21 protein-coding genes and 1 pseudogene are annotated in these 23,025 nt (G+C 73.6%); 14 read left to right on the forward strand and 8 right to left on the reverse strand.

What is annotated here, in order from left to right; translation table 11 throughout:
* Window positions 1-67 precede the first annotated feature (67 nt).
* On the forward strand, window positions 68-3,268 hold the full coding sequence (locus ACFVX6_RS11830; RefSeq protein WP_389690302.1) for a TIM-barrel domain-containing protein: 3,201 nt from the start codon (window positions 68-70) through the stop codon (window positions 3,266-3,268).
* 170 nt (window positions 3,269-3,438) lie between these two features.
* Window positions 3,439-4,368, forward strand: a complete 930-nt coding sequence (locus ACFVX6_RS11835) for an aminoglycoside phosphotransferase family protein (RefSeq protein WP_389690304.1) — start codon at window positions 3,439-3,441, stop codon at window positions 4,366-4,368.
* On the opposite strand, the gene ACFVX6_RS11840 is transcribed toward ACFVX6_RS11835, so the two are convergent.
* Complete coding sequence (locus ACFVX6_RS11840; RefSeq protein WP_389690466.1) at window positions 4,266-4,643, reverse strand: SDR family NAD(P)-dependent oxidoreductase; 378 nt, start codon at window positions 4,641-4,643, stop codon at window positions 4,266-4,268. The genes ACFVX6_RS11835 and ACFVX6_RS11840 overlap by 103 nt on opposite strands.
* Window positions 4,644-4,651: 8 nt before the next feature.
* Here ACFVX6_RS11840 and ACFVX6_RS11845 point away from each other — a divergent pair, with 8 nt between their 5' ends.
* The 4 genes from ACFVX6_RS11845 (at window position 4,652) to ACFVX6_RS11860 (ending at window position 8,063) form a co-directional block, all read left to right on the forward strand.
* A complete protein-coding gene (locus tag ACFVX6_RS11845) occupies window positions 4,652-5,320 on the forward strand; it encodes an amino acid--tRNA ligase-related protein (RefSeq protein ID WP_389690306.1) in 669 nt (222 codons plus the stop codon).
* Window positions 5,317-6,498, forward strand: a complete 1,182-nt coding sequence (locus tag ACFVX6_RS11850) for an LLM class flavin-dependent oxidoreductase (RefSeq protein ID WP_389690308.1) — start codon at window positions 5,317-5,319, stop codon at window positions 6,496-6,498. Before ACFVX6_RS11845 ends, ACFVX6_RS11850 begins: the two co-directional genes overlap by 4 nt.
* Before the next feature lie 108 nt (window positions 6,499-6,606).
* Entirely contained in the window at window positions 6,607-7,005 is a 399-nt protein-coding gene (locus ACFVX6_RS11855; RefSeq protein WP_389690310.1) for a hypothetical protein, read from the forward strand.
* 143 nt (window positions 7,006-7,148) lie between these two features.
* The gene (locus tag ACFVX6_RS11860; protein WP_389690312.1) at window positions 7,149-8,063 is read left to right on the forward strand and encodes a LysR family transcriptional regulator; all 915 of its coding nucleotides are present in this window, start codon (window positions 7,149-7,151) and stop codon (window positions 8,061-8,063) included.
* Between the two features lie 48 nt (window positions 8,064-8,111).
* Here ACFVX6_RS11860 and ACFVX6_RS11865 read toward each other — a convergent pair.
* Together ACFVX6_RS11865 and ACFVX6_RS11870 are read right to left on the reverse strand one after the other, a co-directional pair.
* Window positions 8,112-9,365, reverse strand: a pseudogene (locus ACFVX6_RS11865) (MFS transporter); the annotation flags it as partial.
* 38 nt (window positions 9,366-9,403) lie between these two features.
* Window positions 9,404-10,021: a TetR/AcrR family transcriptional regulator gene (locus tag ACFVX6_RS11870; RefSeq protein ID WP_389690314.1), complete on the reverse strand. Its 618-nt coding sequence runs from the start codon at window positions 10,019-10,021 to the stop codon at window positions 9,404-9,406.
* A 113-nt stretch (window positions 10,022-10,134) separates the two neighbouring features.
* Here ACFVX6_RS11870 and ACFVX6_RS11875 point away from each other — a divergent pair, with 113 nt between their 5' ends.
* Window positions 10,135-10,395: a DUF6158 family protein gene (locus ACFVX6_RS11875; protein ID WP_389690316.1), complete on the forward strand. Its 261-nt coding sequence runs from the start codon at window positions 10,135-10,137 to the stop codon at window positions 10,393-10,395.
* 36 nt (window positions 10,396-10,431) lie between these two features.
* On the opposite strand, the gene ACFVX6_RS11880 is transcribed toward ACFVX6_RS11875, so the two are convergent.
* Window positions 10,432-10,713 carry a DUF6126 family protein gene (locus ACFVX6_RS11880; protein WP_389690318.1) on the reverse strand — a complete coding sequence of 94 codons (282 nt, stop codon included), beginning with the start codon at window positions 10,711-10,713 and terminating at the stop codon, window positions 10,432-10,434.
* 107 nt (window positions 10,714-10,820) lie between these two features.
* On the opposite strand from ACFVX6_RS11880, the gene ACFVX6_RS11885 reads away from it, so the two are divergent.
* On the forward strand, window positions 10,821-11,381 hold the full coding sequence (locus tag ACFVX6_RS11885; RefSeq protein WP_389690320.1) for a TetR/AcrR family transcriptional regulator: 561 nt from the start codon (window positions 10,821-10,823) through the stop codon (window positions 11,379-11,381).
* A gap of 66 nt (window positions 11,382-11,447) precedes the next feature.
* Window positions 11,448-12,971, forward strand: coding sequence for an MFS transporter (locus ACFVX6_RS11890; RefSeq protein ID WP_389690322.1), 1,524 nt, complete (start codon window positions 11,448-11,450; stop codon window positions 12,969-12,971).
* A gap of 46 nt (window positions 12,972-13,017) precedes the next feature.
* Here ACFVX6_RS11890 and ACFVX6_RS11895 read toward each other — a convergent pair whose 3' ends face one another.
* From ACFVX6_RS11895 to ACFVX6_RS11905, 3 genes are read right to left on the reverse strand one after another with little or no spacing between them, the layout of a single operon-like run.
* A complete protein-coding gene (locus ACFVX6_RS11895) occupies window positions 13,018-14,163 on the reverse strand; it encodes a serine hydrolase domain-containing protein (protein ID WP_389690324.1) in 1,146 nt (381 codons plus the stop codon).
* Window positions 14,160-16,040, reverse strand: a complete 1,881-nt coding sequence (locus ACFVX6_RS11900; RefSeq protein WP_389690326.1) for a carboxylesterase/lipase family protein — start codon at window positions 16,038-16,040, stop codon at window positions 14,160-14,162. Before ACFVX6_RS11900 ends, ACFVX6_RS11895 begins: the two co-directional genes overlap by 4 nt.
* A complete protein-coding gene (locus tag ACFVX6_RS11905) occupies window positions 16,040-16,552 on the reverse strand; it encodes a DinB family protein (RefSeq protein WP_389690328.1) in 513 nt (170 codons plus the stop codon). The genes ACFVX6_RS11900 and ACFVX6_RS11905 overlap by 1 nt, the downstream gene beginning before the upstream one ends.
* 184 nt (window positions 16,553-16,736) lie before the next feature.
* Between ACFVX6_RS11905 and ACFVX6_RS11910 the strand changes: the two genes are divergently transcribed.
* Both ACFVX6_RS11910 and ACFVX6_RS11915 read left to right on the forward strand, forming a co-directional pair.
* Window positions 16,737-17,786, forward strand: coding sequence for a hypothetical protein (locus ACFVX6_RS11910; protein WP_389690330.1), 1,050 nt, complete (start codon window positions 16,737-16,739; stop codon window positions 17,784-17,786).
* Between the two features lie 78 nt (window positions 17,787-17,864).
* Window positions 17,865-18,899 (forward strand): PHP domain-containing protein, encoded by a 1,035-nt coding sequence (locus ACFVX6_RS11915; RefSeq protein ID WP_389690332.1) that lies wholly within the window; start codon window positions 17,865-17,867, stop codon window positions 18,897-18,899.
* Window positions 18,900-19,031: 132 nt separating this feature from the next.
* Here the strand turns inward: ACFVX6_RS11915 and ACFVX6_RS11920 are convergent, their stop codons facing one another.
* Window positions 19,032-19,784 carry a VOC family protein gene (locus ACFVX6_RS11920; RefSeq protein ID WP_389690467.1) on the reverse strand — a complete coding sequence of 251 codons (753 nt, stop codon included), beginning with the start codon at window positions 19,782-19,784 and terminating at the stop codon, window positions 19,032-19,034.
* Between the two features lie 215 nt (window positions 19,785-19,999).
* On the opposite strand from ACFVX6_RS11920, the gene ACFVX6_RS11925 reads away from it, so the two are divergent.
* From ACFVX6_RS11925 to ACFVX6_RS11935, 3 genes are all read left to right on the forward strand, one after another.
* Complete coding sequence (locus tag ACFVX6_RS11925) at window positions 20,000-21,058, forward strand: GNAT family N-acetyltransferase (RefSeq protein WP_389690334.1); 1,059 nt, start codon at window positions 20,000-20,002, stop codon at window positions 21,056-21,058.
* 60 nt (window positions 21,059-21,118) lie between these two features.
* Window positions 21,119-22,114, forward strand: coding sequence for an isopenicillin N synthase family dioxygenase (locus ACFVX6_RS11930; protein ID WP_389690336.1), 996 nt, complete (start codon window positions 21,119-21,121; stop codon window positions 22,112-22,114).
* Between the two features lie 314 nt (window positions 22,115-22,428).
* Entirely contained in the window at window positions 22,429-22,962 is a 534-nt protein-coding gene (locus ACFVX6_RS11935) for a GNAT family N-acetyltransferase (protein ID WP_389690338.1), read from the forward strand.
* The last annotated feature ends 63 nt before the right edge of the window (window positions 22,963-23,025 follow it).

Consider the following 23,025-nt stretch of genomic DNA (forward strand, 5'->3'; position numbering starts at 1 on the left):
GACCGCTATGTTGCCCGGTGCATGCCAAAAGGTGTGTCCGCAGTCGGACCGCACGAGGAGCCGCCCCATGAGACTCATCAGCATCCGCAGAAGCCAACGGCGGCGGCGAGCCCCGGCGGCCGCACTGCTCGCCGCGGCCCTCGCCGTGGCGGGTCTGGCCGGCGCCGGCCCCCTCTCCTCCGCGGCTTCGGCGGCCGCCACGGCGCCGGCCCCCGCCACGGCGGGCAACGCCACCGGCCTCACCCAGTCCGGGAACACCTTCACCATCGCAACCGCCGGCGGGGCCAAGGCCCGGGTCGTCGTCGCCCGCGCGGACATCTTCCGGCTCTGGCTCTCTCCCGACGGCGCCTTCACCAACGACCCGGCCGGCACCGATCTCGCCCCCACCACCGACTTCGGCCCCGTGAGCGCCGCCTGGACCGACGCGGGCACCTATTACAAGATCACCACCGGTTCCCTGACGATCCGGGCCAACAAGACCCCGCTGCAGTTCTCCGTCTACCGGGCCGACAACTCCACCCTCGTCTGGCAGGAAACGCAGCCCACCTCCTGGACCAGCAGCCAGACCACCCAGTACCTCGCGCGCGGAACGGACGAGCAGTTCTACGGAACGGGCCTGCGCCTGGGCGAATGGGCCCTGCGCGGCAAGACCGTCCCGATCGCGGTCGACAACAAGTGGCGCGAGAACAACAACGCCAGCCCCGCACCCTTCTACGTGTCGACCAACAACTACGGCGTGATGCGCAACACCTGGGCCCCGGGCTCGTACGGTTTCAACGCGCCCACCACCCTCGCCCACGACGAGAAGCGCTTCGACGCCTGGTACTTCACCGGCGACTCCCTCAAGACCGTCCTGGATGCCTACACGGACGTCAGCGGCAAGCCCTTCATGGCTCCGGCGTGGGGCTTCGAACTCGGCAACGCCGACTGCTTCAACGCCTCCAACCCGGCCTACCAGGGCGACCACAACCGGCTCCGCCACCAGACCACCCCGGACGTCGTCGGCTACGCCACGGACGCCCGCGCCGCGGACATGCCCTCGGGCTGGTTCCTGCCCAACGACGGCTACGGCTGCGGCTACACCGGGCCCCTGAAGTCCACGGTCGACGCGCTGAAGGCCAAAGGCTTCCAGACCGGACTGTGGACCTCGACGGGCCTGGGCAACATCAACGACGAGGTTGGGGTGGCCGGTTCGCGGGGCGTGAAGACCGACGTCGCCTGGATCGGCGGCGGTTACAAAACGGCCTTCTCGGGAGTGCAGCAGGCCGTCGACGGCATAGAGAAGAATTCCGACGCCCGCCGCTACGTCTGGACCGTCGACGGATGGGCCGGCACCCAGCGCAACGCCGTCGTCTGGACCGGTGACACCAACGGCACCTGGGACGACATGCGCTGGCACGTCCCCGCCATCACCGGCGCCGGCCTCTCCGGCTTCAACTACGCCACCGGCGACGTGGACGGGATCTTCGCCGGCAGCCCCAAGACGTACGCCCGCGACCTCCAGTGGAAGGCCTTCACCCCGGCCTTCATGACCATGTCCGGCTGGGGCGCGACCGGCCCGTCCGCCGGCTACCAGGACAAGCAGCCCTGGCGGTTCGCGGAGCCCTACCTCTCGATCAACCGCAAGTACCTCCAGCTGAAGATGCGGCTGATGCCGTACCTGTACACGATGAGCCGCACCGCGCACGAGACCGGCGTCCCGAGCACCCGCGCGATGGTCCTGGAGTACCCCGAGGACCCGGTGGCGCGCGGGAACCTGACCAGCGGCCAGTTCATGGCCGGAGACTCCTTCCTCGTCGCGCCCGTCGTCTCCGACACCTCCGTGCGCGACGGCATCTACCTCCCGGCCGGCACGTGGACGGACTACTGGACGGGCAAGACCTACGCCGGACCGGGCTGGCTCAACGGCTACCAGGCCCCGCTCGACACCCTGCCCCTGTTCGTCAAGGGCGGCGCCATCGTCCCGATGTGGCCGCAGATGAACTACACGGGGGAGAAGCCCGTCTCCACCCTCACCTACGACATCCACCCGCGCGGCGCCACCTCCTTCAGCCTGTACGAGGACGACGGAATCACCCGCGCCCACCAGACGGGAGCCTTCGCCCGCCAACAGGTCGACGTCACCGCCCCCGCCTCCGGCTCCGGCACGGTCACCGTGTCCGTCTCCGCCCCGGTCGGCAGCTACACCGGCAAACCGGCCTCGCGCGGCTACGAGTTCAGCCTCCACGTGGCCACCGCCCCCACCGCGCTCACCGTGGACGGTTCCGCCCTCACCCGGCTGACCAGCAAGGCCGCCTACGACGCGGCGGCGACGGGCTGGTTCTTCGACGCCGCCGACCGCGGCGGAATCCTGTGGACCAAGACGGGTACGAAGTCGGCCGCCTTCAGCGTCTCGGCCACCGGCACCTCCGTCCCGGCCGCCGACCCGATCCCGGTCACCTCCAGCCCCGTCCCGCAGGCGGCCTGGACCCTGGTCACCGCCGACAGCCAGGAGACCAGCGGCGAGAACGGCGCCGCCCGCAACGCCTTCGACGGGAACACCGGGACCATCTGGCACACCGCCTGGTCCGGCTCCGCGCCCGCGCCGCTCCCGCACGAGATCCAGATCGACCTCGGCGCCCGCTACACGGCCGACGGCCTCGGCTACCTGCCCCGCCAGGACGGCGGGGTCAACGGCCGGATCGGCGGCTACGAGGTCTACGTCTCGGACACCACCACCGACTGGGGATCCCCGGTGGCCACCGGCACCTTCGCGGACACGGCGGCCCTCAAGTCGGTCTCCCTGTCCGCGAAGGCGGGCCGCTACCTCCGGCTGAAGGCGCTGACCGAGGCGGGCGGCCGAGGCCCCTGGAGCAGCGCCGCCGAGATCACCCTCACCGGCCGCCCCACCCCGCTGCCTGCGGCCGCGACTCTGGTCAACGGGGCCTCGGCCAGCTGTATGGACCTCCCGGGCAGCGCCACCACCCCCGGCACCCAGCCCACCCTCTACAGCTGCCACGGCGGCCCCAACCAGCGCTGGACCCTGCAGGGCGACGGCCGGCTGACCGGCCTCGGCGGAGTCTGCCTGGACGCCGCCACCGCCACCGCCGTCGCGATCCAGACCTGCAACGGCAGCTCCGGCCAGACCTGGCAGACCGGCCCGGACGGCAGCCTGCGCAACTCCGGCCAATGCCTGACCCCGGCCGGCTCCGCCACGGCCAACGGCACCCGGCTCACCCGGGTCGCGTGCGCCACGACCGCGGCCCAGCGCTGGACGTTCACACCCTGACCCGGGGACCCGCGGGGGTTCCCGGATTCCCCGTGATCCCCGCCCGATGAGGACCGCCCGACACCCCCCACCGAGCCCGGCCCGGCATCCAGCCGGGCCGGGCTCAGGAGTCTGACGGCCCGGCGGCTACCGTGGCAGCCGCGATCTTCGAACCCTTCAGGAAGGTGCTCATGCCCGCCGGAAAGATGCACGCCGACGAACCCGACATCGACCCCGACCTCGTGCGCAGGCTGATCGCAGGTCAGTTCCCGCAGTGGGCGGGGCTGTCCGTCGAGCGCGTCGACTCCGCCGGCACGTCCAACGCCATGTACCGGCTGGGCGCGGACCTGGTCGTACGCCTTCCCCGTACGCCGGGCGCGGCCGGCGACGTGGGCACGGAGCACGTCTGGCTGCCGCGGCTCGCCCCGGGCCTGCCTGCCCCCATCCCCGCCCCCATCGGCATGGGGCGGCCCGCCGAGGGCTATCCCTGGGCCTGGTCCGTCTTCGGCTGGGTCCCCGGCGAGAACCCCGTGCCCGGCCGGATCGCGGAGCCGGACCTGCTGGCCAAGGACCTGGCGGAGTTCGTCTCCGCGCTGCACCGGGCCGATCCGGCGGGCGCCCCGGCCTCCTACCGCAGCGAGACCCTGGCGGCCCGGGACGCCGCGACCCGCACCGCGATCGCGGAACTGGGCGCGAGCGCCGACGCCGACGTGGACACGGGAGCGGTGACCGCCCTCTGGGAGGAAGCCCTGCGGGCCGAGTCCTGGTCCGGGCCGTCGGTGTGGATCCACGCCGATCTCCAACCGGGGAACCTGCTCCTCGCGGACGGAAGGCTCGCCGCCGTCATCGACTTCGGCTGCGCCGGCCTCGGCGAACCCGCCGTCGACCTGATCGCGGCCTGGTACGTCCTTCCGGCGGCCGCCCGCCCCGCCTTCCGCGCCGCACTGGACGCAGACGACGCGATGTGGACGCGCGCCCGCGGCTGGGCCCTGTCGATCGCGCTCATGGAACTGAACTACTACAAGGAGACGAACCCCGTCATGGCGGCCATCGCCCGCCACGTCATCGGCGAACTCCTCGCCGGCGGCCCGGCGACTACAGGTGCCCGCCGCCGTCGATGACGACGACGGTGCCGGTGCTGAGCCGCAACGATGTGACGGCGCCGATCAAGGAGCAGGCCACGTCGTCCGGGTCCGCGGCGATCCGGAGCGGCGCCGACGCCGCCTGGGTACGGACCGCGGCCGGGGACGAAGCCGGTGTCGACCGCTGCCGGCGAGAGGTTGAGGACGCGCACCTGCGGGCCGAGCACCCGGGCCAGGGATGTGGTCATGACGTCCAGGCCCGCCTTGGCGGCGCAGTAGGCAATGCTGCTTCCCAGCCCCGTGGAGCCGGATATCGAGGTTCATGGAGGGCGAGGAAACGTCGGGCAGGCACCTGTACACGTTCTTTCAGGTGGTGGTCGAGTGGCGGGCCGTGGACGCGAACGAGGTGTTCACGGTCACCGAGGGCATCCTCGGCGGGCTTGCCCGCCATCTGGAGCCGATCCTCCCGGATGAGGGTCGCGGGGCCGGGGAGCGTCTGGCGGGCCTGCGCAGCGGCCCTTACCCGCGCATTTCCTTCGCCGAGGCGCTCACCCTTGCCGGGAGAGGGTCGCGGGAGCCGCAGAACACCGATCTGACCCATGAGGAGGAGCGGATCCTCACCGAGAAATTCACTTCACCGTTCTGGATCCACCGCTATCCGCTCGGTGTACGCGATTCGCTCTACCAGCAGGGTGAGGACGGGCTCCAGGAGACCTACGATCTGATGCTGCCCGCGGGCCACGGCGAACTCGCGACGGGAGGGCTCCGGCCGAAGGACGCGAACGAGATCGCCGAGCAGTCCCGGTTGCTCGGCGGTGAGCCGAACCGCGTGTACGCGGAATGGAAGAAGCGGTCCGGGATACAGACGGCCGGCTTCGGGCTCGGCCTGGAACGGCTGGTACGGCACATCGCCGGCGCCGACAGCGTCCTGGACCTCCTCGCGGCCCACGACTCCGGCCCCAACCGGCGGATCGGGTCAGGCCGGCAGTGACGCTCGCCTTCCATTGGTTCCTGCCCACGTACGGCGACGGCCGGAACGTGGTGGGCGGCGGCCACGACGTGGCGGCCGGCAGCAAGGAGGAGCAGCGGCCCGCCACCGTCCGCTACCTCGCGCAAATCGCCGTCGCGGCCGAACAGTTGGGCTTCGACGGTGCGCTCACCCCGACCGGTTCCTGGTGTGAGGATGCCTGGGTGACCACCGCCATGCTCGCGCGCGAAACGGAACGCCTCAAGTTCATGGTCGCCCTGCGGCCCGGCTTCGTCTCCCCGACCCTCACCGCCCAGATGGCCGCCACCTTCCAGCGGCACTCGGAGGGCCGGCTCCTCCTCCACGTCGTCACCGGCGGTGAGAGCCGGGAACAGCGCGCCTACGGCGACTTCCTGGCGAAGGACGCCCGGTACGGCAGAACCGGAGAGTTCCTGGAGATCGTGCGCCGGCTGTGGGGCGGGGAGTCGGTGGACTTCAGCGGATCGCATCTGCGGGTGGAGGGCGCCCGGCTCGGCCGGCTGCCCGACCCCGTGCCCTCCGTCTACTTCGGCGGCTCGTCGCCGGAGGGGATCGAAGTCGCCGCACTCCACAGCGATGTCTACCTGACGTTCGGGGAACCACCCGCACAGGTGGCGGAGAAGCTGGCTCGCGTACGAGCACGCGCCGCACGGGCCGGGCGGCGACTGCGTTTCGGCATCCGCCTCCACGTGATCACCCGGGACCCCGCCGGACAGGCGTGGGCCGAGGCCCGGCGACTGCTCGAAGGGTTCGGCCCCGAGGCGATCCGATCGGTCCAAGCGGGTCTGCGCGACAGCGAATCGGAAGGCCAGCACCGGATGCGGGCGCTGCACGGAGGGCGCTCCGACGCCCTGGAGATCACGCCCAACCTGTGGGCCGGCATCGGCCTGGTCCGCGGCGGAGCGGGCACGGCCCTGGTGGGAAGCCACCGGGAAGTGGCCGACCGGATCATCGAGTACCACCGGCTCGGCATCGACGAGTTCGTGCTCTCGGGGGTCCCGCACCTCGAGGAGGCGTACTGGTTCGGCGAAGGCGTCCTCCCGCTGCTCGCGCGGGAGGGACTCTGGACCCACCCGGCGCACGACCGAGCGGTGTACGACCGAGCGGTGTACGACCGAGCGGTGTCCGACCGAGCGGTGTACGACCGAGCGGTGTACGACTGACGGGAACGCGACCGATCGGCGGCGGGACTGACAAGAACGCGACAGACCCGACCGGACGGTCGGCCGGAGTATGGATGTATGTCAGTGCCGGTTGCGAGGATGAGCGCCATGACACCCTTCCTTCTGACCGACATCGACCGTGCCGTCCGCAGCAGTTGGAGTGAGCAGACGTGCACGCCCGAGTACCGCGATCGATGGACTCGGGAGAACCCGGCCCGCGACCAGTGCGGTGTGACCGCCATGCTCCTCAACGACCTGCTGGGCGGCGAGCTGATCCGCGGCGAAGTCCTCGTCGACGGCGAGCGCGTGGACTACCACTGGTGGAACCGCCTGGGCATGGGCATAGAAATCGACCTCACCCGCGAGCAGTTCGGCCCGGACGAGAAGATCACCGAGGGCATCGTCATCCCCCGTCCTCCGGAGAGCGAATGGCGCCGCCTGCGAACGGAGTACGAGCTCCTGCGCGACGAGGTCATGGCCAAGCTCGCCCGTACGGCCGAGGCCTGACGCCGGCGGGTCGGCACCCGGTACCGCCCTCGCGATGGCGGGACCGGGTTGCCGCCCTGGGCCGTGAACTGATCGTCGGACAGCCGGACATCCAAGTCAATCCTCCGGTTTTCTCGTAACCCCCAAGGGATAGCTTGGGGGTTGTGACCCTCGATGATCTCCGCGTCTTCGTCGCCGTCTGCCGGGCCGGCAGCCTCAGCGCCGTCGCCCGCGACCTCGGCCGCACCCAGTCCGCCGTCAGCCAGCACATCCGCCGCTTGGAGAAGGAGACCGGCGCCGCGCTCCTCGAGCGGCACCCGCGCGGCGTCTCGCCCACCGGGGCCGGGCTGATCCTTCAGGCGGCCGCCGCCGACGGCATCGCCGGGCTCGACGGAGCCCTGCGCCGGCTCGACGCCCTCGTACGGGGCGACGGCGGCTCGGTCCGCGTCACCACCGGGGCCACCACCGTGCGCCACTTCATGGCCGAGGCGATCGTCGCCTTCCGGCGCAGCCATCCCCGGGTCAGCCTGGAGTTCCAGACCGAGAACTCCAGCCGCAGCTGCTTCGAAGCCCTCGCCGCCGATGACCTCGACCTCGCGTGGATCACCATCGGCGCCCCCGTGCGGGGCATCGAACAGCGCCCCGTCATGCGGCTGCCCTGGGTCCTGGCGGTCGGCGCCGACGACCCGCTCGCCGCCCGCTCCCGCCTGGAGCCGGCCGACCTCGGCGCCGTCCACCACATCCGACTCCCGGAGAACTCCACCTCCCGCGCCCACCTCGACGCCGCCCTTGCCGAAGCGGGCATCCGGATCAGCTCCGACACCAGCGCCGCCGACTGGGACACCGCCCTGCTCCTCGCCGAACTGGGCCTCGGCCACGCCGTCGTACCCGCGCTGCCCGGCTGGCAGGTCCCCGGATCAGACGGGCCGCTGCGCCTGGTTCCGGTCCCCGCCCTGCCGCCGCTCGCCGTCGGTTGGGCCGTCCGGCGCTGGTCCGCCCTCGCCCCGCTCGCCCGCGCCTTCGCCGACGAGGTGGCCCGCAGCTGCGTGACCCGCGCGGCCGGCCCCGGCGGGCCGTGACGGGGGCTGCGGTGGCGTGGCCCGTCCTGACGAGGGCTGCGGTGGCATTGCCGGTCCTGACGGGACCGGCCGTGACGAGGGCAGTCGTGAGGCGGGCAGCAGTCCTACGGCGGCCAGCGCGGCCAGCACCGCGACCGAAGCCCCGGTCCCCGCGGCCACCGCGATGCCCAGGGCGGGTCCCACGTTCATCGCGGTCTGCTTGAGCCCGCCCACCACCCCCGCGTGCCCGGCGGGGGCGTCCCCGACCACCGTGCCGGTGGCCGTCACCATCACCGCGGCGAAGCCCGCGCCGAGCACCCCGAAGCCCCAGCCCGGACCCAGTCCCGTGATCCCGAGCGCCACCAGCCCGGTCCCGGCCATCGCCGTCCCGCGGGCCCCGAACCGGCGCAGCAGGGCCCCCGCCACCGGTGCGCCGACGACCATGGCGGCCGTCATCGGCAGCACGCGCAGCCCGGTGGCGAGCGGATCCAGCCCCGCCGCGTCCTGGAGCGCGAAGCTGGCCCCGAACAGCGCCCCGAACAGGGCTGCGGAGACCACGGCCAGCAGCGCGACGGACGCCGTCACCGGGACGGAGCGGGCCACCGGGCGCGGCACCAGGGGCTGGGCGGAGCGGCGCTCCGACCGTACGAGCAGGGCCGCCAGCGCGGCCGACGCGGCGAACCCGGCCAGGGTCCGGGGCCCCGACCAGCCGTGTTCGGGTACGCCGGACAGCGCGTGGACCAGCGCCGCGAGGGCCGTCGCGAGGAGGGCGGCACCGCCGGGCCGGATCCGGCCGCCGGTCTCCGTGTGCGGGGGCGCGGGGACCCGTACGAAGAGGGCCGCCGCCGCGATCGCGAGTGCGGCGGGGACGTTCGCCACGAACACCGCGCGCCAGCCGAAGCGTTCGACCAGCACGCCCCCGAGAAGCGGCCCGGCCGCCGCGGCCAGCCCGATCGCCGCGGTCCGCACCGCGATCGGCCCGCCGATCCGCCCGGGCGGGTACGCGAGCCGCAGCAGGGCGAGCGTCGCCGGCTGGAGCAGCGCCCCGAACAGCCCCTGGGCCGCACGCAGGGCGATCACCCAGCCGGCCCCGGGGGCGAGTGCGATGCCCGCCGAGGTCGCCGCGAAGCCGAGTACGCCGGTGAAGAGCAGCCGGGTGTGCCCGTACCGGTCGCCCAGCCGGCCGGCGAGTACCAGGAAGGCGGCCACGCTCAGCAGGTACGCACCGCTCGTCCACTGCACCTCGGCCAGACTCGCGCCGAGGTCCCGCCGCAGGCTGGGCTGCGCCATCAGCAGCACGGTCCCGTCGAGGGCGACGAGCATCGCGCCGGCCGCGCTGACGCCGAGCGCGAGCTGGGGCCTCACGGGCGCAGGTGTGCGTCGACGGCGGCGTCGACGACCCGGTCGAGGGAGCCCTCCGGAGCGCCGTCGAGGGCGAGCGGCAGACTGCCCCGGGACCACAGCTGGGCCACGCCGTGCAGATTGGCCCACAGTGCTGCGGCGGTGATCCGGGGCTCGTCGCCCGTCCGGCACCGGGCGACCAGGGAGACGAGCAGCTCGAACATCGGCAGCGTGGAATCGCGGAGCCGGGCCTCCGGCGGCCCCTCCTGCCCGGAACTGTCCAGCAGGTCGTGGCGGAACATCAGCTCGAACATGCCGGGGTGCTCCAGCGCGTAGCCGACGTACGCGCGCCCCAGCGCCCGCACCTGCCCGCGCGGGTCGTCCGCCCCCGGGCCCGCCATCGCGGCCGGGATGCGGGAGCCGAGTTCCGCGAAACCGCGCCGGGCGATCGCGGACAGCAGCGCGTGATGCGTGGGGAAGTACCGCCGCGGCGCCCCGTGGGAGACCCCGGCACGGCGGGCGATCTCGCGCAGCCCGAGCGCGGCGGTTCCCTCGCCCGTCACGATTTCCACACCGACGTCGATCAGCCGCTCGCGCAGCCCGCCGTCCTGTCGCTCCTGCTGCTCCCGTTGATCCATAGACACTGTCTACCAGGCGGCCGTAGACAGTGTCTATCTCTTCCCTTCCGGGATGATGGGGTGAGCGCGGCCGGGCGAGGCGCCCGGCCCGGCCGAGGGAGAGGTGACCTGCCATGGCGGAGCACGAGGCGCGCGAGGCCGGGCCGTCGGCGGGCGGGCTGGAAGAAGGCCGCCTGATGAAGGAACTCGAAGCCATCCACCGCACGCGCCACGAAACCCTGCTGCACGGTTCGGACGAAGCGCTGGTCACGCACACCCGGCGGATGGACGAACTGGAAAGCGAGTACGTACGCCGCCACCCGGAACGCGCCCAGACCACCAGCCGCACCCGCTCGGGCGCCCGGGCCCGCACGGGCACGGAGGAACAGGACTGAGCCTCCCGGGCAGGCCGGGGCCCGGCCGTCTCCGGGCTACTTCTCGGCGTGCTCGCCCAGCATGAACAGCAGCCAGACGAAGCCGGCGAAGAGGTGCGTGCCGGCGATGTAGAAGAACGCGCGCAGCAGTACGCCGTTCTCCTTCCACTTCTCGTACTTCGCCGCCGCGGCCACCGCGGAGCGGGCCTGCTCGGAACCCTTGGTCTCGTCCGTCATCACCCGGACAGCGTATGGGGCCCGCCCGAGGACGCCGTCCTCCTCGGGGTCCAGCCCTCCCCGCAGGAACACGGCACAGTGCCCGCCCTGCCGGATCAGCATGCGCCGATCATGCCGCACGGCTCAGGCGGCTGCGCCGCGAGCATGTCGCGGAACAGATTTGCATCATGTGAGACAAATTTGTATCGTTTGATACGAAGGAGGATCGCATGATGAACGAAGAAGAGCTGCTGGACGGCGCCGCACGCGTGCTCGCCGGTGATCACAGTGCCTCCATGGCACACATCGCCGCAGGCATCGGAACCAGTCGCGCCACGCTCAGCCGCCGCTACGCCACCCGCGAGGCACTCCTCAAAGCCGTCGCCGTCCGGGCCATCCACGTGGTCGACGGGTGCCTCGCCCCCGCCGACCTGCCCGGCACTGCCGACGGGGCGGAGTTCGACGCCGCGCTGGAGCGGCTCGTCACCGGGCTGCTGCCCGCCGCGCACCTGTACGGGTTCACCTCGCGCGATGCCACCGTGCTCGCCGACCCCGAGTTCCGGGCCGGGATCCAGCGCCAGGACGAGCGGGCCCTCGCTTTCCTCGCCCTCGGCCAGCGCCTCGGCCGGCTCCGCGTCGACCTGCCCGCGTACTGGATCTGGTACTCGCTCTGGGGGCTGCTCGACGCCGCTGCCGAGGGCGTCCGCGACGGGCACCTCGCCCGACGCGACATCGGCCGGCTCGTCCTCGCCTCCTTCCTCAGCGGAACCCGGCCGTCCCCGGTGGCCTGAGCCCGCACCCCGCACCCGCGAACCCCTCCCGCGTACGACCGTGAAACAACCGTGAACGGAACCCCCATGCACACCCCCACGCAGGACCCGCGCCGCTGGATCGTGCTCACGATCCTCTCCGGCAGTCTCCTGCTCATCTCGATGGACACCACGATCCTCAACGTGGCCTTCCCCTCGCTCGTCGGCGACCTCCAGCCGGGCGCCGTACAGCAGCTGTGGATCATCGACATCTACGCACTCGCCCTCTCCGGGCTGCTCGTCACCGCCGGCGCCCTCGGTGACCGCTGGGGCCGCAAGCGGCTGCTCATGGCGGGCTTCGGCATCTTCGCCCTCGCCTCGCTCATCGCCGTCTTCTCCACCGAGGCCTGGCACGTCATCGCGGCCCGCGCCCTCCTCGGCGTCGGCGGCGCCGCGATCATGCCCTCCACCCTGTCGATCCTGCGCAGCGTCTTCACCGACGCCAAGGAACGAGCCTTCGCCCTCGCCGTCTGGGCCGCCGTCTTCGGCGGCGGCATGGCCTTCGGCCCCGTCGTCGGCGGCCTCCTCGTCCAGGACTACGGCTGGCACTCCGCCTTCCTCCTCAACCTGCCCGTCACCGCGGTGATCGTCGCGGCCGGCCTGCGCTACCTCCCCGAATCCCGCTCCCCGCGCTCCGCCGGAAAGTGGGACTGGACCGGGGTCGCCCAGTCGATCGTCGGCATGCTCGCCCTCGCCGGCGGCATCAAGCAGCTCGGCAAGAGCGGCGTCGCCGACCCGCTGCCGTGGGCCCTGCTGATCCTCGCCGCGATATCGCTGACCCTGTTCGTCCGGCGCCAATTGCGCCTGGACAACCCGCTGCTCCAGGTCCGGCTCTTCACCAAGCCCGCCTTCAGCGTGGCCGCCACCGCGATCTTCCTGCCCATGGTGGGCATGGGCGCGATCCTGTTCCTGGTCACCCAGTGGTTCCAGTACGGCCAGGGCTACACCCCGCTGGAGGCGGGCCTGCACCTGCTGCCCGCCCCGCTCGCGCTGATCTGCGCCTCGATGGTCGCCCCGAGCCTCATGCAGCGCTTCGCGATCCGCCACGTGCTCGGCGGCGGTCTGGTGGTCCTCGCCGCGGGCATGGCCCTGCCCTGGACCCTCCAGCAGTTCACCGGCCTCGGCTACCCCGCCTTCGCCGCGGCGCTGACCATCATGGGCCTGGGCGCGGGCATCGCGACCACCGTCGCCTCGGTGACCCTGATCTCCGCGGCCCCGGCCGACGAGGTCTCCAGCGCCGCCGCCATCGAGGAGACCTGCTACGAACTCGGCTCGGCCATGGGCGTCGCCATCCTCGGCTCCACCGCCGCCGCGCTCTACCGCGGCAACCTCCCGGCGCTGGACCTGGACGCCCCGACGCTCGCCGCCGTACGGGACTCCGTGGGCGAGGCCGCCCACACCGCCGAACAGCTCGGCGGCGGCCTCGGCCGGACCCTGCTCGAGGCCGCCTCGCAGTCCTACACCCTCGCGATCACCCCGGCGTTCCTGATGGCCGGCGTCCTGGCGATCGCCGCCGCGGCGACCACCTGGACGCTGATCCCGCGCGATCTGCGGCCGACCGAGAACCACTGACGGAGCGCGGGGGAGCAAGAGTTCAAGGCGTGACGGCGTATGCGGCCTACGAGGCGGCCGCGTACGCCCACACCGCGCGCATCGGCTCCGGGGCCGGCGACGGGCCGGTCAGCTCCCGCTGGGTCAGCAGGATGGTGACGGCCCCCGTCGAGGGGACGATGTGGGCGGCGGTGCCGGTGCCGCCGATCCAGCCGTAGCGGCCCGGCACGTTCCACGGCTCCGCAGGCATGACGTCGACCGACCCGCCGAACCCCCAGCCCTGGCCCTCCAGGAACAGTGCGGCGCCGTCCCGCTGGGCCGGGGTCAGCCAGTCGGTGGTCATCCGCCGCACCGCATCGGACGACAGCAGCGGACCGCCCCCGTCGAGCAGCATCCGGGCGAAGCGGTGGTAGTCGTCCGCCGTGGAGACCAGCCCGCCCGCACCGGACGGGAAGGCGGGCACGGCGCTCCACTGCCCGTCGGGGGCGTCCACGAGGTCGAGGCCCCCGTCCGCGCCGGCCCGGTAGAAGTGGGTGAACCGGCCCGACTGCCCCGCCGGCACGGCGAAACCGGTGTCGGGCATGTCCAGCGGCTCGAAGATCCGCTCCGCCAGGAACTCCGGCAGCGAGCACCCCGCCACCCGTGCGATCAGCACGCCCAGTACGTCCGAACAGGTGTTGTACAGCCAGGCCTCGCCCGGCTGGTACAGCATCGGGATCCGGCCCAGCGCGGCCATCCACTCGTCCGGCCCCGCGACCTCCTGCGGCCGCGGCGGGCCCTGGCGCAGCTCGCCGAAGAGCGGGGCGACCGCCGGGAGCGAGAAGTCGGAGGGGAAGCCCCATCCCGCCCGGAAGGTCATCAGGTCGGCCACCGTCACCGGCCGCTTCGCCGGGACCACCTCGTCGACCGGGCTCCCGGGAGTCCGTACGACCAGCGGCGCGGCGATCTCCGGCAGCCAGGGCATGACGGCGTCGGTGAGTGCGAACCGGCCGTCCTCCACCAGCATCATGACCGCCGCCGCCGTGACCGGTTTGCTGAGGGAGGCGATCCGGAAGATCGAGTCGCGGACCATCGGGGCCTCGCCCCCGGCGTCCGCGCCGCCCACGGCGGCCACTTCGGGTTCCTTGCCGTCGCCCCGGTCCACCAAGGCCACCGCCCCCGGCAGGGTTCCGTCGTCCACGTACGACTGGAGGATGTCGTTCAAACCGGTCACGAGCCCGCCCTTTCGAGAGCCTGTCCCAGGGGGTGTCCGAGGGAGTCCCACAGCCCGCAGTGGTGCCGGGTCGCCGCGTCCACCGGGCGGATGCCGCCCGAGTGTTCCGGCGCCAGGGACAGCACGGCGGGGGAGCGCGGCCACCAGGGCCCCGTCCCGGGGGCGTTCGGATCGCCGGTCGCCGCGAACCGGGTCCAGTAGCCGGTCATCCGCTCCGCGAGCACCCGCTGCGCGGCGCTCATCGGGAGCCCGGTGTCGAAGAGGTACGGCAGTTCCGAACCGTGCGAGGCCCCGTAGGGGAAACCCGGCACCGGCGGCAGCCCGGTGAAGTCCGGTGCGTGCCGGTCGTCGAACCCGTAGTCGTACGTCGGCACGTGCCGCGCCAGCGCACGGCTGTCCCGCAGTTGCGGGCAGACGAAGGAGGCGTCCGTCAGCACGGCGGCGAAGGCCAGCGCGGGCGTCGGATGGGCCGTCACCGGATAGGCGGCCTCGACGAGTCCGGCCCGCACCCCGAACGCGGCGCGCAGCCGGGACCGGTAGGCCTGCGGGTCGGCGACCGGGTGGGCGGTCAGGGTCTGCCCGAGGAAGATCCGCATCTCGTCGCGGGTCGAGCCCTGCACCACCGGGACCCGGTGGAACTCCCCCCGTTCCAGGGCCCGTCGGGGCTCGGTGGGGAGCAGCGGCGTGCCGTAGGACACCGCGGAGAAGAGCATCATGAGCTCGGGTGTCGCCAGGACCTCCGGGGCGAGGCCGCGCAGGCACTCTAGTACCTCTTCGTCCGTCGGCAGGCCGCAGCCGAGCCGGACCGCCGCCGCGGTTCCCCGGGCCACGGTCAGGGGCTCCGGCACGAACGGCTCGTAGGCGGCCATCGTGGGGAGCCACGAGTGCGGCGGGACGGTGAGCGAGCAGGAGCCGCTCTGCACGATCGCCCGGTGGAACAGGCCGGCCGAGGCGGGTGAGGTGAGGTGCATGCAGACGCTCAGGCCGCCCGCGGACTCGCCGAACACGGTGACGTTGCCGGGATCGCCGCCGAAGCGGGCGGCGTTCGCCCGCACCCAGCGCAGGGCCGCCTGCTGGTCGGCGAGCGCGAAGTCGGGAGCTCCGTGGAGCGCGGGATGCCCGAGGAGCCCGAAGATCCCGAGCCGGTAGTTGACCGTGACGACCACGGCCCCGGCCCCCTCCGCCGACGCCAGCCGGCCCGGGCGGTACGGATCCCCGGCACCGTTCATGAACCCGCCGCCGTGGAACCAGACCATCACGGGCCGGGGCGGGGCGCCGGTGGTTCCGGCACGCTGCGAGGTGCCGGTCGCGCGCGTGGCCGCGGCCGGTCCGGCCGCCCCCGGCGGGAGGTCCGGCGCGGGGTGCGCCCCGGGCCCGCTCCGGGCGGTGGACGACGACGGCCCGGTGCCGATCGTCTCCGCCGGGACCGTGACGTTGAGGAACAGACAGTCCTCGGAGCCGCTCGGGCCGCCCGGTCCCACCGCGGGCAACTGCACGCACCGGGCCCCGGGCGCACCCGCGTCCCGCGCGCCCGTCCAGCGCGCGGCGGGCTCCGGGAGCCGCCAGCGCAGCGACCCGGTCGGCGGGGAGGCGTACGGGATTCCCTCGAAGGTGCGGTACCCGGCGGCCTCCCGCCCGCGCACCGCCCCCCGGTCGGTCTCGACGACGGGCCGTTCGGCGGCGAGGGCGCGGGCGTCGGCACCCGAGCCGTGGCCGGTCCCGTCGGCCCCGGCTCCGTCGAGCGCTACGGAGCCGGCCCAGGCCCTGGCCCATGCACCGGCTTCGGGGCCGGGGGACGGGGCGGCCGGGGCCAGGGCGGCCGCCGGGTCGGCGGCCACGAGGAGGAGCGTCAGTAGCAGGGCTCCCGCGGACGCCATCAGCGGCCCCTCGTCAGCACGCCCCGGACGAAGGCCGCCTGCCCCGCGTGCTGGAGGTCGTCGCCGATCACGCTGACCAGCCGCACCCCGAGGGTCACCGGCGGGTCCCACCGCTCGTCGACCACCCGGTCCAGATCGGCGGCGGACAGCCCCTGCAGGAACCGCCCCGTCTGCGCGTGGACCGCGTCGAAGTACCCCAGCAGGAGCTCCCCCGAGTCGACCCGGACGGCGCCGGCCTCTTCGGTGGTGTGCCCGTAGCCGGTCGACCCGGGGGGCAGCGGGAGCCCGAACCGCTCGTCCCAGCCCTGCGCCTGCCAGACCTGCTCCCAGCCGGCCGCATCCGCCACGTGGTCGTCCTGGATCCGGGTCAGGTGCCAGACGAGCCAGGTGATCGAGTTCGCACCGGGATCGATCCGCGCGTCGAGTTGCCCGGGCTCGAGCCCCTCGACCGCCTCGTGCACCACGCCATGGATCCGGCCGAACGCGTCGGCAAGTACCTCCGTACCCTTCATGCCCCCACCATGCCCACGACGGGTACCGACCGGGCCCGCGGCACCGCGGGGGACCCCCGTTTGCCCGCCCCGAATGGCGCAGCGCGGCAGGGTGCCGCTGAATGTAACAAAGCGTGCGCTTCCCATGACGCACGATGACCGGCGTGCGATGTGTAGACCCGCGCGTCGGCGAACGGAGCTTTCCATGAATGACCCGATCACGCTCGCCGCGACGGAGTACGAAGAACCGCGCCGGCTCCCCGACACCACGGACGTCTGGCCCTCGGCCCCCGACACGGACGACCCCGACTTCCGCCCCGAGCCCGGCGGCGCCTGGACCGAGTCCGGGACCGCTCCCGAGGCCCAGGCTGGTCCCCAGGCCGGTCCCGGTCCCGGGGCAGGGGGCGCACACCGCACGGACCCCGCACCCCGGCCCGCGGCGCCACCCGCACACACCGTCCTGGAGACCGCCGCCACCGGCCGCCCCGTACGGGAGGTCACCGATCTGGTGAACCTCCTCAAGGACTCCGGCCAGGTCCCCAACCCCGGCCACACGGCGCTGCGTGCGGCCGCCGTCTCCCGGCCCGTCCACGAGGTCCGCGAGATGGTGACCCTGCTGGGGGAGCCCCCGCACGAGCTGGTCGAAACCGACATCACGCTGCAGGCCGCCGCCCTCGGCCGGCCCATCGAGGACGTGGCCCTGCTCGTCAGCATCCTCGGCACCGGCGAACAGCCCCCGCAGCACCGCCCCGAGCAGGCGGACCGGGTACGGCCCCCCGTCCACCAGCCCGCACCGCAGGCCCAGGCCCCGGCCCGGGGCCCGTCCGCGAGCACGGCCCGGCGCCCGGCACGGCCGGGGACGGGCGCCCTGCGCCACATACTGCGCTGGCCGGTGGCCCTTGCACTGCTCCTCTGCGGTGCGCTGCACGTGCCCGGCGATCTGGCGGGCCTGGCCTCCGGCGACCCCGGCGGGCTGCTCGCCCTGGCCGTCACCCTGCTCTGCCTGACGGCCGGCGCCCTGCTGGCGGTACGGGACACGGCCGGTGCGTGGCGGGCCGGCGCGGTGGTCGCGCTGGGCGTGGCCGCGCTCCACGTGGTCGGCGGCGTCGCCGGGTTCGACCCGCTCGGCGGCGCGGTCGGCGGCTCCCTGGAGTGGGCCGGCATCACGGCGGTGCTGAGCGCCGCGGCCGGCGCCGTACTCGCAGGCCTGGCCCTTCAGTTCCGTCCGGCGGCCGACCCGGCCGACGGCGCCTGACCCGGGCGGAGAGGGGGCACGGGTCCGAGACCCGGGCCCCCTCTCCGCCGTTTCGCGCTTCGTGGAGGGAGACACGCGATGGACCCGGTGGCCGCGCTGGACCGGATCGCCTTCCTGCTGGAACGCGCCCAGGAGCCGACCTACCGGGTCCAGGCCTTCCGCACGGCGGCCGCCGCCGTCGGCCGGATGGGCGAGGACGAGCTGGCCGAACGGGTCGGCGCGGGCACCCTCGAAGCGGTCAAGGGCATCGGCCCGAAAACCGCCCAGGTCGTCCGCGAAGCCCTCGGCGGAGCGATCCCCGCGTACTTGCAGGGGCTGGAGGAGAAGGTCGCGGCCCACCCCGAAGGCCCACCGCCCAGCCCCGAGGCCCTCGCCCTGCGCGCCGCCCTGCGCGGCGACTGCCACCTGCACTCCGACTGGTCGGACGGCGGCAGCCCCATCGAGGCGATGGCCCGGGCCGCGGCCGCCCTCGGTCACGACTGGGCGGTGCTCACCGACCACTCGCCGCGCCTCACCGTCGCCCGGGGCCTCTCCCCGGAACGGCTGCGGGAACAGCTGCGCACGGTCGCCGAACTCAACGCGACCTGGGCCCCGTTCCGACTGCTCACCGGCATCGAGTGCGACATCCTCGACGACGGCTCGCTGGACCAGGAGCCGGAACTCCTGGCCGAGGTGGACCTGGTCGTCGGCTCCGTCCACTCCAAGCTCCGGATGGCCGCCCCCGCCATGACCCGGCGGATGGTCGCCGCCGTACGCAACCCCCACCTCGACGTCCTCGGCCACTGCACCGGGCGGCTGGTGACGGGCAAGACCCGGCCGGAGTCGGAGTTCGACGCCGAGGCCGTCTTCGCGGCCTGCGCCGAGTCGGGCGCCGCCGTGGAGATCAACAGCCGGCCCGAACGGCTGGACCCTCCGCGCCGGCTGCTCCGGCTGGCCGTGGCCGCGGGCACCCTCTTCGCGATCGACACCGACGCGCACGCCCCGGGACAGCTCGACTGGCAGACCCTCGGCTGTGAACGCGCCCTGGAATGCGGGGTGACGGCCGACCGGGTGGTCAATACCTGGTCCGCGGCCGAGCTCATCGACTGGACCCGGACCCGCCGGCTGCCGTAGACCCGCCGACGGCCGTAGACCCGGCAGACCCACCGGCTCCCGTAGACCCGGCAGCCCTGGCAGAGCCCGCAGACCCGGCAGAGCCCGCAGACCCACCGGCTCCCGTAGACCCGGCGGAGCCGGGAGCCCCGCCTACCCGTCGGCCCCGCCGTCCGTCCGGGACGAGGTGAGGGTGAAGAGCGCCCCGTCCGGATCGCGCAGCGACACCCACCGCTCGGTCGCGCTCGTCCCGGTCTCGGACACCGCGCGGCCGCCCAGCGCGACGGCCGCCTCCACCGCCGGCTCCAGCGCGGGCACCCGGAAGTGCACGTGCCAGCGCGGCCGGGTGTACGGGCTGTACGAACCCGGCTCCACGGGACCGCTGTCGAGGCGGGCCACCGGCTCCCCGTCCTGGCGCAGCACCACGCGCTCCTCCTCGTAGGCGACCTCGCAGCACCCGGCGCGGCCGGTGGCCCACTCCAGCACCTCCCCGTAGAAGATCGCCGCCTCGAAGGCGTCCCGGGTGCGCAGTTCCAGCCAGGCCGGTGCCTGTCCCGTACCGACCCGCCAGCCCGAGGAGACCTGGCCCTCCCAGATCCCGAACACCGCCCCGTCCCGGTCCGCCACCAGCGCCCCGCGGCCCCCCGACTCGAAGGAGACCGGGCCGACCGCGATCGTGCCGCTGCGTTCCCGGATCCGGTCCACCGCCACGTCGGCGTCGTCGACGGCGAAGTACGGGGTCCAGGCCACGGCCACCGCGAGATCCCCGGCCAGCGCCCCGATCCCGGCCACCGGCATCCCGTCCAGCTCGGCGACGGAGAAGGCCTCGCCGAGCCGCGCGGGCCGGAACCGCCAGCCCGCGACCTCCCCGTAGAACCGCTGCGCCGCGCCGAGGTCCCGGGCCATCAGGCTCACCCAGCAGGGCGCCCCGAAGACGTCCCTCGTCGAAATCTCCACCGTTTTGCTCCGCCCTTCACCGGGGCGCGGTCAGCGCGCCGTCCGAGCACAAGCAGTAGCGCCCGCGCCCCGGCCCTGGCCCGCAGGCGCGCCACCGGGACCACCGGCCGTGGGGCACGGATATCCCCTTGGCGGCACCCGGACGGGCCCCTAGGGTGCCGCCTATGACGATCATGAATTCCAAGGACATCGATACAGCGGTGTCGCTCACCACCCGGGCGCTGCGGGAGGTGGCGCACCTGGACTGGGACGTTCCGGCCGCCGGCCTGGAGTGGAGCTGCCGCGACACCGCCGTCCACGTGACCGAGGACTTCACCGCCTACGCCGCCCAGCTCACGGTCCGCGCCACCGATGCGTACGTCCCTCTGCGGATAGGGGCCGACGAGGGGACCGGCCCGGCCGGCTTGGTCGACATGATCGAGGCTTCCGGCGGGTTCCTGTCGGCCGCCGTGGCCCTCGCCGGACCCGGCGCCCGCGCCTGGCACCCGTACGGGGACGCGGGCGCGGACGGCTTCGCGGCGATGGGCGTCCTCGAGACCCTGCTGCACACCCACGACATCCTCGGCGGACTCGGCGTCCACGACTGGGTGCCGGACCCCGCACTGGCCGAGCGGGTCCTGGACCGGCTCTTCCCGCACCTCCCGCGCGGCCACGAGGCCTGGCGGACCCTGCTCTGGGCCACGGGCCGGGGCGAACTCCCCGGCCTGGCCCGCCTGACGACCTGGCGCTGGTACGCCGACCCCGTCGCGGCCGAGCGCGTACTGCTCTGCCCCATGTCCCCGGCGGTCGCGGCCGACCTGCAAGCGGGCGGCAACGGCGGGTTCGTCTGGGTGGAGGACGGACCTGCCGACGACACCCGGGACGCCGGCGGGATCGTGACGAGGGCGCGCGAGGAAGGCACGTACCGGGCGGGCTGGGGACCGTACGTCATCGTCCGCGCGAGCGACCGCAAGGCCATCGGCGGCATGGGCTTCCACGCCGCCCCGGACGCGGACGGCCGCACCGAGCTCGGCTACGACCTGGTCCCCTCGGCCCGCGGCAACGGCTACGCCACCGAGGCGCTGAAGGCCCTGTCGGCCTGGGCCTTCGGGCGACCGGGCGTCACCCGGCTGGAGGCCACGACGGACGACGACAACGCATCCTCCCGGGCGGTGCTGCGGCGGGCCGGTTTCACGGAGGCCGGTACCGGGGAGGGCCTGGTCCGGTACGTCCTACGGGGCTGAGCGGAGCCCAGGCACGCCCTGGGTTCCCGCCGCGCCCCCGGCCCGGAAAGCAGGTCGCGCATGGCGAGTTCCCAGGTCCCCTTGATCGATCTCGGCCCGTGGCGAACGGGCGGGCCCGAGGCACGCCGCCTCGTGGCCGCCCGTGTCGACGAGGCGCTGCGGACGGCCGGCTTCCTGCTGGTGGCCGGGCACGGGGTGGACCCGGAGCTGCCCCGGCGGATCCGGGAGGCGGCGCGGACCTTCTTCCGGCTCCCGGCCGCCGTCAAGGCCCCGTACGCCGTCGCGGTCGGCGACCGCGGCTGGCTCGGCCCGGGCGCCGAGGCCAACAGCTACGCGGAGGGCGCGGCATCCCCGCCGGACCTCAAGGAATCGTGGTCCTGGGCGGCGGAGGAGCCGACGGGGATCGCCTCGGTGGACGCCGAGTGGTTCCGGCCGAACGCCTGGCCGGCCGAAGTGCCCGTGCTGCGCGGGCTGGTGACGGAGTACCTGGCCGCGATGCGCGCGCTCTCCGACGAGCTGCTGGAGCTGCTGGCCACCGCCCTGGGCCTGGGCACGGACCATTTCACCCGTCACACCGGCCACCCCACCTGGGGGTTCAACGTCAACTGGTATCCCGGCACCGAGATCGTCGGGCCGCCGCTGCCCGGCCAGTTCCGCATCGGCGCGCACACCGACTTCGGGACCGTCACCGTCCTGGACCGGCAGCTGGGCACCGGCGGACTCCAGATCCACACCGACGCCGAGGGCTGGCAGGACGCCCCGTACGATCCGGCCGCGCTCACCGTGAACATCGGAGACCTGATGGCGCGCTGGACGGGCGACCGGTGGCGGGCCGGCCGCCACCGGGTACTGCCGCCGCCCGCCGACGCGCCCGCCGAGGAGCTGATCTCGCTGGTCTACTTCTACGAGTGCGACCCGCACACCCGGGTGGAATCCCTCCCGGCGCCGCTGGGGCGGATCGTGCACGAGCCGGTCGACTCGCACGTCTACCTGCGGGCGCAGCTCGACGCGATCACCGTCCCGGCGGGGGATCCGACGGACGGCCTGGTGCGGTGACAGGGAAGGTTCGCCGGGTTGTCCGTGCCGGTCAGTGGCGAGGTGTGATCTCCGTGGGTACCCGAATCCATCGGCCGGGTCCTGCTTGCGCGGGTCGACCAGCAGCGAACCTCCGAGGCGGACGTCCACGAGAGGGTCACCGCACTCCGCGACGGGTATCGCGGCGACCTTCGGATCCGACATCAGAACGATCTCAGTCACGACGCGATCATCTCGCACGTCCCAATCCGGCAAACCTTCCCGGTCAGAGCACTGGCGAGGCCCGACGGCGGACCCGATTACGCGATGTCCGGTGCGTTCGGCAGGATGGAGGCATGACCGAGATCCGTACCCCCCGCCTCCTCCTCCGCCGCTGGTCCGAGGACGACCTCGTCCCCCTGTCGGAGATCAACGCCGACCCCGAGGTGATGCGCTGGATCGGCGACGGCGAGACCCTCGACCTGGAGGAGACCGCCGAGACCATCGAGCGGTGGGAGGACGAGTGGGACGAGGAGGGCTTCGGGATCTTCGCCGTGGAGCTGCTGGCCTCCGGCGAGCTGATCGGAGCCGTGGGGCTCTCCATGCCGTGGTGGCTGCCCGAGGTCCTGCCGGCGGCCGAAATCACCTGGCGGCTCGGCCGTTCCTACTGGGGCCAGGGCTACGGCTCCGAGGCCGCGCACGCCACCCTGGAGTTCGCCCTCCAGGATCGGGGCCTCGACCGGGTCGTCGCCGTCAACCGGGCGGGCAACGACGAGTCCGAGAACGTGATCCGCAAGCTGGGCATGACCGCCGAGAAGGACATCAACCACCCGGAGACCGGCGCGCTCCTCAACCTCCACGGCATCGACCTGACGGAGTACGAGGGCTGAGCCGCCCACCCCGCCCCAGGGCGCCCCACCTGCATCCTTCGCCCCACCCACCCCGGCTGGGTG

The organism is Streptomyces sp. NPDC058289 (assembly GCF_042880975.1).
Lineage (GTDB): Bacteria > Actinomycetota > Actinomycetes > Streptomycetales > Streptomycetaceae > Streptomyces > Streptomyces stoeckheimensis.

What these genes read in the sequence shown, in the direction of transcription:
- ACFVX6_RS11830 (WP_389690302.1), top strand. Translation starts at nt 68, where the DNA reads ATGAGACTCATCAGCATCCGCAGAAGCCAACGGCGGCGGCGAGCCCCG.
- ACFVX6_RS11835 (WP_389690304.1), top strand. Translation starts at nt 3,439, where the DNA reads ATGCCCGCCGGAAAGATGCACGCCGACGAACCCGACATCGACCCCGAC.
- ACFVX6_RS11845 (WP_389690306.1), top strand. Translation starts at nt 4,652, where the DNA reads ATGGAGGGCGAGGAAACGTCGGGCAGGCACCTGTACACGTTCTTTCAG.
- ACFVX6_RS11855 (WP_389690310.1), top strand. Translation starts at nt 6,607, where the DNA reads ATGACACCCTTCCTTCTGACCGACATCGACCGTGCCGTCCGCAGCAGT.
- ACFVX6_RS11870 (WP_389690314.1), bottom strand. Translation starts at nt 10,021, where the DNA reads ATGGATCAACGGGAGCAGCAGGAGCGACAGGACGGCGGGCTGCGCGAG.
- ACFVX6_RS11875 (WP_389690316.1), top strand. Translation starts at nt 10,135, where the DNA reads ATGGCGGAGCACGAGGCGCGCGAGGCCGGGCCGTCGGCGGGCGGGCTG.
- ACFVX6_RS11880 (WP_389690318.1), bottom strand. Translation starts at nt 10,713, where the DNA reads ATGCTGATCCGGCAGGGCGGGCACTGTGCCGTGTTCCTGCGGGGAGGG.
- ACFVX6_RS11885 (WP_389690320.1), top strand. Translation starts at nt 10,821, where the DNA reads ATGATGAACGAAGAAGAGCTGCTGGACGGCGCCGCACGCGTGCTCGCC.
- ACFVX6_RS11890 (WP_389690322.1), top strand. Translation starts at nt 11,448, where the DNA reads ATGCACACCCCCACGCAGGACCCGCGCCGCTGGATCGTGCTCACGATC.
- ACFVX6_RS11900 (WP_389690326.1), bottom strand. Translation starts at nt 16,040, where the DNA reads ATGGCGTCCGCGGGAGCCCTGCTACTGACGCTCCTCCTCGTGGCCGCC.
- ACFVX6_RS11905 (WP_389690328.1), bottom strand. Translation starts at nt 16,552, where the DNA reads ATGAAGGGTACGGAGGTACTTGCCGACGCGTTCGGCCGGATCCATGGC.
- ACFVX6_RS11910 (WP_389690330.1), top strand. Translation starts at nt 16,737, where the DNA reads ATGAATGACCCGATCACGCTCGCCGCGACGGAGTACGAAGAACCGCGC.
- ACFVX6_RS11915 (WP_389690332.1), top strand. Translation starts at nt 17,865, where the DNA reads ATGGACCCGGTGGCCGCGCTGGACCGGATCGCCTTCCTGCTGGAACGC.
- ACFVX6_RS11920 (WP_389690467.1), bottom strand. Translation starts at nt 19,784, where the DNA reads ATGGCCCGGGACCTCGGCGCGGCGCAGCGGTTCTACGGGGAGGTCGCG.
- ACFVX6_RS11925 (WP_389690334.1), top strand. Translation starts at nt 20,000, where the DNA reads ATGACGATCATGAATTCCAAGGACATCGATACAGCGGTGTCGCTCACC.
- ACFVX6_RS11930 (WP_389690336.1), top strand. Translation starts at nt 21,119, where the DNA reads ATGGCGAGTTCCCAGGTCCCCTTGATCGATCTCGGCCCGTGGCGAACG.
- ACFVX6_RS11935 (WP_389690338.1), top strand. Translation starts at nt 22,429, where the DNA reads ATGACCGAGATCCGTACCCCCCGCCTCCTCCTCCGCCGCTGGTCCGAG.